Consider the following 12,904-nt stretch of genomic DNA (forward strand, 5'->3'; position numbering starts at 1 on the left):
ATAAATTTTAAATACCTTCTCCCAAAACCGTAAACGCTTCCAAATACAATCAAAAAAACAAATTGCACCACAACTTATTTGTCAATTTTAAATTTTCTATCTTTTCCGTCAAATACCTTCCTTTTTCTCACATAGAAAATTCGACTTTTTTCTATCTATCCCATACGAAGTAACGTTTTCCCTATTAATGGCGAAAAAAAAAGAACTTCGGTTTTCGAAGTCCTTCTTTTCTTTCACGTTCAAATTATACTAAAGCACTTGATAGAAACATAATCAATGCTGTTAAGGCCATTGCTACTCCTGCTGATCCTAATAAGTCCATTTTTGTTAATTGTAATACTTCTCTATTTTCCATTATTCTCATTCTCCCTTTAATAGATTTCTATATGTAACTTGCATTTTGTAATAGTTTTCCGCTCTACTTTCTATACAAAATTGCTATGATTTACACTAAAACACTTGATAGAAATACAATGAATGCTGTTAATGCCGCTGCTGCTCCTGCTGATCCTAATAAGTCCGTTTTTGTTAGTTGTAATACTTCTTTGTTTTCCATTGTTCTCATTCTCCTTTTATAAGATGTATATATCCTGCTCGCTTTTTACAAATTAAACCAAAACACTTGATAGAAATACGATGAATGCCGTTAATGCCGCTGCCGCTCCTGCTGATCCTAGTAAATCTGTTTTTGTTAGTTGTAATACTTCTTTGTTTTCCATTGTTCTCATTCTCCTTTTTTATAAGTATTTATATGTAATTTAAATTTATGTCATCTTCAAGAAATAATTTATTCAAAGTTTTTATATTAACGTTACATTGAAACATTAACTGTAACGTTTGTAACATTAATGTAACATAACTGTTTTATTTAAGCAATAGCTCTATGAATTTATTACAAATTTTTTTAGGAATCTTTAATACTATTATTACTTTCTAATATATGTGTAATAGTTTCGACATATAAGTCGCTACTATGCAGAATACTACATGATTGCTACTCGCTTTCTCCTTTTGTTTTAAACATTGCACAAGCATTGATCGTTTCTATGCGCGGCCAAATGCTCTCGTCCCCCCCTCTTAAAAAGAAAGAAGGTTTTTATGTCGGTGTTTTAACTTGTATATATATAGTATGATGGAAACAAAGAGGTGATCATTTTGAAATTAATCGCACTTGATATGGATGGCACACTATTATCATCCAATCTAGAAATTTCCAATGAAAATTTAAAAGCAATCCGAGATGCTGAAGAAGCAGGACACATCGTTATGATTTGTTCCGGCAGAGCTAAAGAAGATATTTTAAAACTACTTGAGCAATATCAATTATCCCTTCCACTAGGAGCTAGTAACGGGGCAATAGTATACGCTGATGGAAAGGTCATTCACTCACGTACTTTGAAAAAAGAAAAAGTATATGAAATTGCCAAGCAGCTCGAAGCGGAGGAGTTTCCGTATAAACTCTATACAAACAAAGGTGTGTATGCACCATATAATTGGAAAGAGCAAGTTACGAAATCTTTTCAACTAAACAAAGAGTCTCTTGACATTACAATTGAAGAAATTGAACGAATTACCGAAAAACAACTAAAGGCTAACTTAATTACAACATTCCAAAGTATCGAAGATGTAATATCCGATTCAACTATTGAAATTTCAAAATTCTTCATCCTTACATTCAATAAAACGAATCGTACACAATTGCTACAATTATTAAAAAAAGATGAAGCAGTAATGGTGACTGCATCTGCTCCAACAAACTTAGAAATCATGGACGAACATGGGCATAAAGGCAACGGATTGCAGGAAATGGCAAAATACTTCCATATCCCTTTACAAGATACAATTGCCATTGGAGATAATTTTAATGATGTACCAATGTTAGAAGTAGCAGGTTTGTCGATTGCAATGGGAAATGCAGAGGATGATGTCAAACAACTATGTGATATCGTAACAGCGACAAATGATAAGAATGGTGTAGCTTATGCCATCGAACAACATATTTTACCTAAAACAATACAAGGTTGATAAAAATAGAAAAGAAGATAACCACCGACTATGTATAGTGTGGTTATCTTCTTTTCTATTTTCTGTACAACGATGAAATTTCGGGTACTTCTTCCTTACAAGTATATAAATTTTATTTTTCAACATATAACTCGCTTCTATGCACAGCTAGATGCTCTGACCTCTCCTCTTAAAAGGTAATTTTAAAATGTTAGAAAATCTATTCTACTTTTTGTAAACCGAGCATACGATAATAGCAGAGATTCCTAATAAAGGGGAAAAAACATGGACAAGTTATTCCTATATGTCTTGAACTATATTTGTTTAATGCTCGTCATATTAGGAGCATTACTCTTATTCCCATTCTTCCCGACGTTCGTCCTCTTTTCAGTGTGCATCTTCATGTTCGGGATTGCAATTATCATTTCACTTAGGCCAACAGAAGTACAAGAAAAAGAAAGCAGAATTCAGCGTGCAAAGCTGTAAATTCTGCTTTCTTTTTTTCAATCATAACGTATTCTTGTTAAACCGATGGCAAAGAAGATACCGGCAAATAGAAGTAACACTCCAATATATCCTGTTATATCTGCCAGTCCTCCTCCTCCCGCAATCAATTCTGTAAAACCACGCATTGCCCACGTTTGCGGGACAAAGTTTGCAATCTTTTGCATAAACTCCGGTTCTATTTCAATTGGCCAATACAGTCCGCTAATCATACAGGTCGAAATAATGATGATATTTCCTAATGCCGATTGTTGCTCTGTCGTTTTCACAACACTCGCTAACAATAAAGCTAGCCCAATAACAGCAAGTAATAGCACCGAAACAAGTACAATAATTCCTAACGGATTTCCCCACTGTACATCAAATAATAGATTCGTTAATATCATAAGTGCTCCAAATTGAAACCAACCAATTAAAAAGAATGAGAGAATATACCCAGCTAATACTTGCACTCTTGTAACAGGTGTTTCCAACAAACGATGCCATACTCCCATTTGCTTTGCTTTTAAAATCGTTCCTGTGCTACTGAGCATAACAATCATTACAAATAAAATTGAAAATCCTGCCGCTCTAGCTGATACACCATTAATTGTTTTCTTTCCTGTTACCATAGATTTTTTTTGAATTTGAACAGGCTCTGCTTTCGTATGAATGGTTTCATACATTGTCTCCCAAGACTTTCCGCTATTTTGACTCCATACATTTGCTCCTTTTACTTCTACTTCCATTTTTTTTAGTGTATTTTGTAGCACGTGTTCTACAGAAGCACCGCCTGTAAAATCAGCACTAGATTGAAATAGAACTTTATCACTTTTCCCATCTAACATTTGCTTTTGAAAGTCTTTCCCAATTGTTACAATACCAGAGGCTTTTTTATTTTCAATTTTCTTCTTTGCTTCTTCATATGATCCCTTTTCCACACTCACAAGATCGCTATCCGTTAATGATTCATAATAAGAAGCTGATAATTTTGATTGATCTTCATCAACCAAAATAATTTTCACCTTATCATTACCACTTCCACCTAGAAGTCCGCCAAAAATTAACGTAAAAATAATTGGCATACCTAACATCAGAAGATAATTTTGCGGCTTCATCAATATTTGCTTTAACTCTAATGAACAAATCGACCAAATTTTTTTCACTGCTCTCTCCTCCTATCTAGTACGTAATCGTAATGTTCCAATGATAACGGAAAGTATGCCAGCACTAGATAAACTTAAAATAATTGGTAGTAACGTATTCCAAGACGTCCCTGACATAATATCTAAGAAACTCGTAAGCGCCCATTTATTTGGTGCAATATTAGCAACCTTTTGCAATGCATCTGGAAATGCATAAATTGGTAACATAGAACCGCCTAATATCGCTAACAGTTGAATACCAATCCCACCTATAACATCAGCCGTTTTTTCATCTCGAATAAATGCAGCAATCAGCATTGATAATCCCGACACACAAATTGCATAGGAAACTCCCACTGCAATAAGCTGTGCAATGTCATCCCCCCAATTCACACCGAATACATAATGGGTTGCAATGACAAATACACCAAATTGAATACACGCGAATAGTAATGTTCCGAAGAATTTACCTAACAAAATAGAATAAGAACTTGTCGGTGTTGTTAACAACCTTGCCAACGTTTCTGTTCTTTGTTCTCCTACAATTGATTTTGCACCAACCGTTACATTATATAGAAGAAACATAACTAACATCGCTGCAGCATAATACTGCATAGCCACAACTGTTTTCTTACCAATTGTCCCTGTTTTGATTCCATTTTCACTTGAAGTTGCAATAGCTGGTAGAGCGGTTCCCATATTCTTTGCTACTTCTTGCACATTTCCTTGTTGAGATTGCGCCAGGTCCGTTACTACGCTCTTTGTAGCAAAAGCTACCGTTTGCGCTCGTTCAGCAAAAGACTGAATGAATGAATCGGCAATTTTTGCTTGTATGTCTTTGGCAGGATCAGTAAGCAGTTCAACTTCTTTTAGTTTTCCTTCTTGTATATGTTCACTCCACTGCTTCGGCAGTATAATCCCTACATCAACCTTCTTCTCTTTCAACATCTTTTCTAAGTCGGCTCGCGACGAAACTTTCTCGACCTTCACATCATCTTTTATTTCTTTTGCCTCTAATACATCTGTTCGAAACATAGTGGCAACCGTATCTTCATCTTCTTGATAGTATCCAATTACCGTTTTTGGTAATCCACCTTCATCTAAGGCCGCACTTAAAGCTGACCCTAAAATAGCTGTTAATAAAAGCGGCATAAGTAACATCATTATAAAACCACGCCGATCTGTAAAACGTATCTTAAAATCTTTCCATGCGACAATAAAACTTTTCATATTCTTTCCTCCTTAATCACGAAGTGAACGACCAGTTAGTTGTAAAAAAAGTGCTTCTAAATTCGGTTCTTGTACTTCAAGCCTTGCAATTTGCACACGATTTCCAACAACCTCTGAAACGACCATACCAACTGCATCACTATGTGTTAGAGCAATATCAATCGTATTCGAATCCTCATCCGTTACAATACGCTCTACAACAGGAAGTGCTTGTAATTTCTGCAATAATTCTTGATCGTAACGATTAACCTGTAGCTTCACCATGAAACCATCTGCAAGACGAGTACATAGTTCGCTTTTCGTTCCAAGCGCAATCACTTTTCCATGATCTACAATCGCAATGCGCTCACATAAATATTCGACTTCCTCCATGTAATGACTCGTATAAATAACTGTCATTCCCTTTTCATTTAACTTTTTCACTGTTTCTAAAATATGATTCCGTGATTGCGGGTCAATTCCAACTGTCGGTTCATCCATAATTAATAGTTCAGGTTCATGCATAAGTGCTGCACCAATATTTACACGGCGCTTCATACCGCCTGAAAATGTTTCAATCTTATCTCTCGCACGGTCTTCTAAACCAACATATGCTAGCACTTCATCTGCACGTTTCTTTGCTGCCGCTCCGCTAAGTCCGTACATTTTCCCCCAGAAAATTAAATTCTCTTTCGCCGAAAGTGTCGGATATAAAGCAATATCTTGCGGAACAACACCAATTTTTTGTTTCGTCTCCAACGGATGCCCTTTCACAGACTTTCCATCAACGCGTATATCCCCGCTATCATATGGAAAGAGCCCACAAATCATTGAAATTGTTGTTGATTTCCCTGCACCATTTGGACCAAGTAATCCAAATGTTTCTCCTTTTTCAATCGAAAATGACACACCTTTTACAACTTCTTTTTTTCCAAAGGATTTTGTAATATGATCTACGACTAACATTTCGATTCAACCCCTTTAATGTAATCTCATTCTGATTGTAAAAGAATTGCCTCGTCCTTCCATCGCTCTTTAGATAGAAAATACATAACAAAAAAGCAGCATCATCTGCTGCTTTTTCATACTTATCTATGCCAAAAGTCATATGTAAGCTGTCACACCGTACCTTACAGCAAAAATAGCTGCTTGCGTTCGGTCGCGAAGCTCCAATTTACTAATAATATTGGACACATGATTTTTTACCGTTCCTTCTGTAATAAATAATTTCTCCGCGATTTCTTTATTATTTAATCCATATCCTAATTCCCGCAACACTTCCACTTCCCGTTCTGTTAACTGCTCTATTTGTTTTGGAGCATGTTGCTCAGCAATACTATCTACTTTCGCTCTCTTCAATTCTTTCACAATTTCAGCAGTCATATCTTGAGGGAGTACAACTCCTCCTGCATGTACAGTCAAGATTGCTTGCACAATTGTATCTGTCGCCATGTCTTTTAATAAATAACCGCTTGCCCCTTGTTCAAGTGCTTCAAAAATAAGTTCACTATCATTAAACGTCGTCAACATCAGTACTTTTATATGAGGAAATCGCTCCCTTATTAAACGTGTTCCTTCTACACCGTTTGCACGCGGCATACGGATATCCATTAAAATGATTTCAGGCTGAAACTGTTCGGCATTTTGTACAGCTTCTTCTCCATCACTTGCAGTTCCAACCACTTCAAGTTCTGGGCGTAAATTTAATAACATCGCTAATCCATCGCGAACTAACGACTGATCATCAACAATCATAATTCGAATCATACCGTTCCCCCTATCACCCACGTCTTTTCTCTTAGTGGGAACTCTACGTTTAATTGAAACCCCTTCTCTTTTTCACTTTCAAACAAAATCATTCCTCCGCGTTCTTCTACACGTTCTTTCATATTAATAAGTCCAAAGCCGGGATGCACCTCATTTACGCCTGCTCCATCATCAGAAATAGAGATATGTACCTTTCCATCCAAGCATGAAAGCACGATCTCACATGTAGTTGCCTTACCATGACGCTTTGCATTTGTTAATGACTCCTGCATAATACGCAATATTGTTGGATGTAGTGACAATGGAATGATGACTGGATCACCTTGCAATTTAAATGTCGTTCTCACATTTGTTGCATTCGAAAATTCACCTAGCATCCGTCTAATATTACCGACTAAATCCCCCATATTCTCTTCTTCTTTCAAAGTTCGAACAGATGCTCTTACCTCTTGTAACGATTTCCTTGCTAACTGGTGACATGTTTGCAGAACTGCCTCAGTCTGATTTGATTTTTGTTTCCATAACTCCTCAGCAAGCTGTAATTGAACAAGCAATGCCGTCATATTATGACCAACCGTATCATGAATTTCACGCGCAATATCATTGCGTTCTTTCACTGCCGTTAATTCTTCCACTTCTTTTGCATATAACTGCAATTGCTCATGTGCTTCTTGAAGCGCTTCATGCGATGAATTCAACTTTTCATACTGTTCATCTACCGTTTGGCGAGCTAGCGTTAATTTTTTAATTAGTCCTCCAGTAAGAGCACTAAATACAACGAACATAAAAGAAATAATATTGCCCCAAATTTCAAACGCTCCAAAATATTGATATGAATATATTAAAATAGCAAACCAACAGATAAAGAAAAATCCTATAAAAAAACGGGCTATCATTTTCGATTGAATATTAATAAATAAAGTTACCGCATCTACACCGAACAAAATTAAATATAAATCTACTTTCGGAAATAAGAATCCAAATATAGCTGTTACAATCCCGTTCGATAACAATATAAAAAATATTCGCCGTTCTCCGCTATATGGCGTCATAAGTAAACAATGATTTCCCAAATAAATCAAACAGGCAGCACCAATAAATAATTGCAAGCCTAGTTCTCCATGTGGAATATGCAGTGCATATACAACACAAATGAGCACAATCGTAAGTAGCCGGGCATATCCTAGCATAAAGTTTCCTCCTGTATTCAAACAAAATATACAGACACCATATTCTTCCCCTTATCTCCCTCCTTTTAGAAATATAAAAATCCGAATCATCAAACTATCTTTCTTAAAAAACGGGAATGCCACACTAAAATTCCAATATACAGAAACTGTAAGTGTTTTATGTTAAAGTGGAATTGTGGTTAATATGTAAAGGAGAATAGTATCTTATGAATATAAAATTTAAAAGACCTTTAATTTTATTAATTCCCTTCTATATTATTTTTGTTTTATTTGATTATTATAATTATAATCAATTTAAATGGATCGAGAATATTATACAATCAGTATTTTTTGTAGTATTTTATGAATTTTTCATGTGGTTATTTTCTATAAAAAAAGAATCAACATCTAAAAATTAAGCGGTTCAAGTGTAATACAACAACAAAGCGATGACTTAAATGAATTTATATATAAGATACATACACAATTTAAAAAGCTGGTATCCACCAGCTTTTTAGTTCTACATATCTATACCATTCTCTAAATCCTCATATAATTTTGTTCTTAACAATTCTTTTTCCTCTTTTTCATGATGCAACTTCTCTAATTCTGCAACATTTTTCGTTTTAGCCATTTTGCAGTCTATCTCATATATACTTTGCTCCACATTCATAAGCTGCTCTTCCAGATCGATAACCTCCTTATTTATAGGCTTCGGCACAGCTGCTACTCGTTCCTTTTTCACAACGCTTCGTTGTTCTGTTTCTCTTTTTTCTTGCCACTTTTCACGTGCCCAAGCGTAATTTCCAACAAATCCATACGCTGTTTGATTATCAATCCAATACGTTTTAGGGAACAATTTATTTAAGAAGTAACGGTCATGAGAAACCGCTAAAATCGTTCCATTATACTGTTCAAGTGCTTCTTCTAATACTTCTCTCGATTCAATATCAAGGTGATTTGTCGGTTCATCGAGTACAAGAAAGTTAATATCTTGATGCATGAGCTGGGCCAATCGTAAACGCATTCGTTCACCCCCGCTTAATTGATTCACCTTTTTAAATACAGCTGGTCCGTAGAATAGAAAGCGAGCAAGTATATGACGTGCTTCTCCTTCAGTTACCGCCACCTGCTCCCTAAACATTTCTAATACCGTTTGTTTACTGTTCACATTCATATGTTGAGACAAATAGCCGAGCTTTACTCCGCTACCAATACGAACTTCACCTATATCCGGATTCATTTCTTGTAATAATAATTTCAATAACGTTGTTTTTCCTGTACCGTTCCGTCCCACAATCGCAACACGCTCTTGAAAACGAACATGTAATTCTACATTTTGAAATAAAACACGTTCATCAAAATTCTTTCCCACTTCTTTCATAATCACAACGTCTTTCCCGCTTCGTTCTTGTCCTTCAAATTGAAGACCCATTTGCTTATGCTCTAAAATTGGTTTCTTCAGTTTTTCCATTCTCTCTAGAGCGCGTTCCATATTGCGGGCACGTTTATGCAATCCCTCGTTTGGCGGATTCGCTTGATTGGCCCATTCCCTAAGCCTTTTAATAGCTTCCTTCATTTTCTTTATTTTCTTTTGCTGCTCTTGATATGCTTGAAACTCTTGTAATAATTTTTCTTCTTTCTCCTTTACAAACTGTGAATAGTTCGTATGGTATACATGTACTTCCCCATCTTCTAAATCAAAAATCTTTGTTACGACTTCATCTAAGAAATAACGATCATGTGAAATTACAACGACTGTCCCATCATATTCCTTTAAAAATTGCTCAAGCCATTCTACTGCGAATAAATCTAAATGATTTGTCGGTTCATCTAGAAGCAATAAGTCCGGCTTTTTAAGGAGCATATATGCAAGACACACTTTCGTCTGTTCACCACCGCTTAGCCCCCTAAAATCGCGTGAAAATAATCCCGTCACTTGCAGTCCATTGGCTACTTTCATCATATTCGCTTCCATTTCATAACCACCTAGAAACGAAAACTGCTCCTGTATTTCTCCGTACTCCGCCATCATTTTTTCCGTAACGCTTATGGCCATCTTCTGTTCAAGTTCTCTCATTTTTCTTTCTAATGCTTGCTCTTTCGCAAATGCAGAACGTAATACATCATATACAGTCATTTCTTCCGCAAACCTCGGAATTTGGGCAACATGACCAATCTGCGTACCTTTCTTCATATGAATCGCACCGCAATCCACATGTTCAATTCCCGTTAACAGTTGAAAAATTGTTGTTTTCCCGCTGCCGTTTCGGCCAACTAAACCAACGCGTTCGCCTTTCTTTATTTCAAATGATATATTCTCAAATATTCTATTTCCACCAAACGTCTTCGCTATATTGTTTACACTACAAATCATCATTTTTTCCGTACTCCTTTCAACGTAAAAAAGCCATGAGTAAAGAACCTTACCCACAGCTTTTATTTCAAAATAGAAAAGAGAACCACCATAGTTCCCTTTTCACACGTTTCTATAAAATGGGTGAAGAGACTTCTATCGTTCAATAGTTATTATGGAATTACTAAAAAAGGGCATACGTATCCCGTTAGCAACTACACGATGAAAAATTGCACGACAAATGTAGATAAAATCTAAAAATTGCGTGCGCATAACTATAGAACGATTCATCTCTTTCACCTCTTTCGTACGGAATTTTATACTTACCTTTTCATTATACTCCCCTAAAACACGTTTGGATAGTCATTTTTCTGAAAATAATGTAAATAGACATATTCATACATAAAAGGCAGCTATGGTCCAAAATTAAAAGGAGGAATATCAGATGATCGATATTGTAAAAACCGTTATTCACATTTTAGTTGATGCAAAGCCAATCGTTGATGAAATTAATAATGTATGAAAAGGTGACGAAAACAATAAAGACGAGATATCCTAAATTAGGCAGGGTATCTCGTCTTTATTTTGCCCCATGGTAAATTGCTGTTGGACAATTTTTTTGTAATATGTATGGTTGTCCATCAGTTCTTCATGTGTACCTACACCTGTAACATGCCCATCCTCTAATACAATAATTTGATCTGTTTGTAAGATTGTCGATAAGCGATGTGCAACGACAATCGTTGTCTTATGTAACGATACATTCACCAAAGCCTTTTGTATTTTTGCTCCTGATTCCAATATAAAGGATTTAAAATGACTTTTCACGAATATGTACTAGTTGGAATATGACAAATAGGGGGATAAATATGTTTTTAGCAATGGTAAATTATACTCAACCACTTGAAGTTGTAGAGCATTATCTAGGGGAGCACATTCAATTTTTAGATAAATACTACGACCTAAATAAATTTATATTTTCAGGCCGCCGCAATCCTCGCGTTGGTGGAATCATTTTAATAAATACCGTATCGAAACAAGAGGCAGACGCAATTATAGCGGAAGATCCATTTTATATACATAACGTCGCTCGTTACGAAATAATTGAATTTACACCAACAAAATATGCAGAACCTTTTCAAGTATTTCTTAACAACACTCCGAATACAAGATAATTTCTCATATACATACAACTACAGGGGGGAAAAAATGGAGACACAACAACAGCTTTACTTTGTAAATCAGATTAGTCAACAAAAACCAAACAGCATGCAAAATAAAGAATCAGCTTGCCCATTTTGCGATCACACACAACTAAGTAATATTTTAGAAACAGATGAAACAATCATTTGGCTAAAAAATAAATATCCAACGTTACAAAATACTTTACAAACAGTCATTATCGAAATCGATAATTGTCATGATCATATTGCAACCTATACAAAAGAGCATATGCGAAAGCTTATCCGATTTTCAGTTGGGCACTGGTTATCGTTAGAGCAAAGCGGAAAGTTCCGATCTGTTATTTTATATAAAAACCATGGGCCTCTATCAGGAGGAACAATCCACCATGCACATATGCAAATTATCGGTATGGAACAAGTTGACTATCGACAAAACGTAAGAACCGAACACTTCAAAGGAATTGTTGTAAGCAAAGAACACGGCATTGAACTAAATATTTCTACTCATCCCATTATCGGTTTTACTGAGTTTAACATTCTAATAGAAAATACAGCTCAAATTGACCTAATGGCTGATTATATTCAAAGAACAGTATGCTACGTATTACACGATTTTCATAAACAATGTAATAGTTATAACATGTTCTTTTATAGTTTAGATGGAAACATTATGTGTAAGATTGTTCCGCGGTTTGTCGTTTCACCGCTATACGTTGGCTATAACATTCCTCAAGTTTCTACACAATTACAAGCAGTAAAAGAACAGCTAGAAACATATTTTACAGAAAAATAGAGTAGGTCATCACGTAACCTACTCTTTCATAACGCCTTTATTTTGATAATATACATTCTCTAATCCAATATTATATTTCATATTTTTATCCGTCCACTCTGTTCCGAGATTACCAGGCCAACCAGATGTGTTCGCCACATATTTAAGTAACTCAAATTCTGTTAATCCCTTTTCCATACCTCTTTTATACCCTTTTGCCAAATGAGGCATAGCAATTTCAGCATTTTTGCGCGGATCTTTTAACTCCTCATCTGTTACATTCTCAGGAGCAAGTCCACCCCCCCGGTGCAATTGAAACAACCCAAACGATGTTCCATGATCTCCAACAGCCCTTGGATTGAAACGACTCTCATGCTCGGCAATTGTAAGAGGTATCCATTCTGGGAGATTATATTTCTTAGCCTCTTCACTAATAATTTGTTTCGCCTGTTTTGCTTCTTCTGAATTAACATAACTCTTTTGGCTTACAGGTTTTCCTGCACCTTCTGATTCGCCTCGAAAAAACATATATACTCCAAAAACAACTAAGAATCCTATAAAGAATTTCTTCATGTATATTACCTCTACTTCCGCTGAAATTTGTCCCCTTTCAGCATTACGTATATACAACTGCTTCTTTATCTATCATACCAAGAATATACAGCTTCAACATCCTTCTTAAGCCTGATTTTGTGATGCAAAAGATACGAAACAAATATAAAAATGTAATATTTCTCTATCAATCATTGAAACTAGTTTAAACACTGTTCTATATAAGTCCGTTTTAATGTTTCGACATATAACTCGCTACTATG

General features: G+C 35.6%; 16 protein-coding genes. 4 read left to right on the plus strand and 12 right to left on the minus strand.

The genetic code is table 11. The features are described from left to right. Window positions 1-244: 244 nt before the first annotated feature. From AB1280_RS16900 to AB1280_RS16910, 3 genes are all read right to left on the minus strand, one after another. Window positions 245-355 (minus strand): DUF3948 family protein, encoded by a 111-nt coding sequence (locus AB1280_RS16900; RefSeq protein WP_272190937.1) that lies wholly within the window; start codon window positions 353-355, stop codon window positions 245-247. A gap of 90 nt (window positions 356-445) precedes the next feature. Further along, window positions 446-556, minus strand: a complete 111-nt coding sequence (locus tag AB1280_RS16905; protein ID WP_272190936.1) for a DUF3948 family protein — start codon at window positions 554-556, stop codon at window positions 446-448. 52 nt (window positions 557-608) lie between these two features. After that, on the minus strand, window positions 609-719 hold the full coding sequence (locus AB1280_RS16910; protein ID WP_272190936.1) for a DUF3948 family protein: 111 nt from the start codon (window positions 717-719) through the stop codon (window positions 609-611). Window positions 720-1,155: 436 nt separating this feature from the next. On the opposite strand from AB1280_RS16910, the gene AB1280_RS16915 reads away from it, so the two are divergent. Together AB1280_RS16915 and AB1280_RS16920 are read left to right on the plus strand one after the other, a co-directional pair. Continuing rightward, on the plus strand, window positions 1,156-2,025 hold the full coding sequence (locus AB1280_RS16915) for a Cof-type HAD-IIB family hydrolase (RefSeq protein ID WP_429756521.1): 870 nt from the start codon (window positions 1,156-1,158) through the stop codon (window positions 2,023-2,025). A gap of 264 nt (window positions 2,026-2,289) precedes the next feature. Continuing rightward, window positions 2,290-2,490, plus strand: coding sequence for a hypothetical protein (locus tag AB1280_RS16920; RefSeq protein ID WP_272190933.1), 201 nt, complete (start codon window positions 2,290-2,292; stop codon window positions 2,488-2,490). Between the two features lie 17 nt (window positions 2,491-2,507). Here the strand turns inward: AB1280_RS16920 and AB1280_RS16925 are convergent, their stop codons facing one another. From AB1280_RS16925 to AB1280_RS16960, 8 genes are all read right to left on the minus strand, one after another. Beyond that, the gene (locus AB1280_RS16925; protein ID WP_429756522.1) at window positions 2,508-3,653 is read right to left on the minus strand and encodes an ABC transporter permease; all 1,146 of its coding nucleotides are present in this window, start codon (window positions 3,651-3,653) and stop codon (window positions 2,508-2,510) included. Window positions 3,654-3,665: 12 nt separating this feature from the next. Further along, entirely contained in the window at window positions 3,666-4,862 is a 1,197-nt protein-coding gene (locus AB1280_RS16930) for an ABC transporter permease (protein WP_429756523.1), read from the minus strand. Between the two features lie 12 nt (window positions 4,863-4,874). Beyond that, window positions 4,875-5,807 carry an ABC transporter ATP-binding protein gene (locus tag AB1280_RS16935; RefSeq protein WP_429756524.1) on the minus strand — a complete coding sequence of 311 codons (933 nt, stop codon included), beginning with the start codon at window positions 5,805-5,807 and terminating at the stop codon, window positions 4,875-4,877. A gap of 138 nt (window positions 5,808-5,945) precedes the next feature. Next, complete coding sequence (locus tag AB1280_RS16940; protein ID WP_272190928.1) at window positions 5,946-6,608, minus strand: response regulator; 663 nt, start codon at window positions 6,606-6,608, stop codon at window positions 5,946-5,948. Next, window positions 6,605-7,798 (minus strand): sensor histidine kinase, encoded by a 1,194-nt coding sequence (locus AB1280_RS16945; RefSeq protein ID WP_429756525.1) that lies wholly within the window; start codon window positions 7,796-7,798, stop codon window positions 6,605-6,607. Before AB1280_RS16945 ends, AB1280_RS16940 begins: the two co-directional genes overlap by 4 nt. A 499-nt stretch (window positions 7,799-8,297) precedes the next feature. Then, the gene (gene abc-f / locus AB1280_RS16950) at window positions 8,298-10,157 is read right to left on the minus strand and encodes a ribosomal protection-like ABC-F family protein (protein WP_429756526.1); all 1,860 of its coding nucleotides are present in this window, start codon (window positions 10,155-10,157) and stop codon (window positions 8,298-8,300) included. Between the two features lie 132 nt (window positions 10,158-10,289). Beyond that, window positions 10,290-10,424 carry an RAxF-45 family protein gene (locus AB1280_RS16955; protein WP_429756527.1) on the minus strand — a complete coding sequence of 45 codons (135 nt, stop codon included), beginning with the start codon at window positions 10,422-10,424 and terminating at the stop codon, window positions 10,290-10,292. Between the two features lie 264 nt (window positions 10,425-10,688). Continuing rightward, window positions 10,689-10,901 carry a hypothetical protein gene (locus tag AB1280_RS16960; protein WP_429756528.1) on the minus strand — a complete coding sequence of 71 codons (213 nt, stop codon included), beginning with the start codon at window positions 10,899-10,901 and terminating at the stop codon, window positions 10,689-10,691. Window positions 10,902-11,002: 101 nt separating this feature from the next. Between AB1280_RS16960 and AB1280_RS16965 the strand changes: the two genes are divergently transcribed. Then, window positions 11,003-11,308 (plus strand): YciI family protein, encoded by a 306-nt coding sequence (locus AB1280_RS16965; protein WP_272190924.1) that lies wholly within the window; start codon window positions 11,003-11,005, stop codon window positions 11,306-11,308. Window positions 11,309-11,342: 34 nt separating this feature from the next. Then, on the plus strand, window positions 11,343-12,110 hold the full coding sequence (locus AB1280_RS16970) for a DUF4931 domain-containing protein (protein WP_429756529.1): 768 nt from the start codon (window positions 11,343-11,345) through the stop codon (window positions 12,108-12,110). Between the two features lie 18 nt (window positions 12,111-12,128). Here AB1280_RS16970 and AB1280_RS16975 read toward each other — a convergent pair whose 3' ends face one another. Continuing rightward, window positions 12,129-12,662, minus strand: coding sequence for a transglycosylase SLT domain-containing protein (locus tag AB1280_RS16975; RefSeq protein ID WP_429756530.1), 534 nt, complete (start codon window positions 12,660-12,662; stop codon window positions 12,129-12,131). Window positions 12,663-12,904: the final 242 nt, after the last annotated feature.

Source organism: Bacillus sp. S10(2024) (assembly GCF_050473865.1).
Classification (GTDB): domain Bacteria; phylum Bacillota; class Bacilli; order Bacillales; family Bacillaceae_G; genus Bacillus_A.

Coding starts and splice junctions, on each gene's coding strand:
- AB1280_RS16900 (WP_272190937.1), bottom strand. CDS start 355: ATGGAAAATAGAGAAGTATTACAATTAACAAAAATGGACTTATTAGGA.
- AB1280_RS16905 (WP_272190936.1), bottom strand. CDS start 556: ATGGAAAACAAAGAAGTATTACAACTAACAAAAACGGACTTATTAGGA.
- AB1280_RS16910 (WP_272190936.1), bottom strand. CDS start 719: ATGGAAAACAAAGAAGTATTACAACTAACAAAAACAGATTTACTAGGA.
- AB1280_RS16920 (WP_272190933.1), top strand. CDS start 2,290: ATGGACAAGTTATTCCTATATGTCTTGAACTATATTTGTTTAATGCTC.
- AB1280_RS16930 (WP_429756523.1), bottom strand. CDS start 4,862: ATGAAAAGTTTTATTGTCGCATGGAAAGATTTTAAGATACGTTTTACA.
- AB1280_RS16935 (WP_429756524.1), bottom strand. CDS start 5,807: ATGTTAGTCGTAGATCATATTACAAAATCCTTTGGAAAAAAAGAAGTT.
- AB1280_RS16940 (WP_272190928.1), bottom strand. CDS start 6,608: ATGATTCGAATTATGATTGTTGATGATCAGTCGTTAGTTCGCGATGGA.
- AB1280_RS16945 (WP_429756525.1), bottom strand. CDS start 7,798: ATGCTAGGATATGCCCGGCTACTTACGATTGTGCTCATTTGTGTTGTA.
- abc-f (WP_429756526.1), bottom strand. CDS start 10,157: ATGATGATTTGTAGTGTAAACAATATAGCGAAGACGTTTGGTGGAAAT.
- AB1280_RS16955 (WP_429756527.1), bottom strand. CDS start 10,424: ATGAATCGTTCTATAGTTATGCGCACGCAATTTTTAGATTTTATCTAC.
- AB1280_RS16965 (WP_272190924.1), top strand. CDS start 11,003: ATGTTTTTAGCAATGGTAAATTATACTCAACCACTTGAAGTTGTAGAG.
- AB1280_RS16970 (WP_429756529.1), top strand. CDS start 11,343: ATGGAGACACAACAACAGCTTTACTTTGTAAATCAGATTAGTCAACAA.
- AB1280_RS16975 (WP_429756530.1), bottom strand. CDS start 12,662: ATGAAGAAATTCTTTATAGGATTCTTAGTTGTTTTTGGAGTATATATG.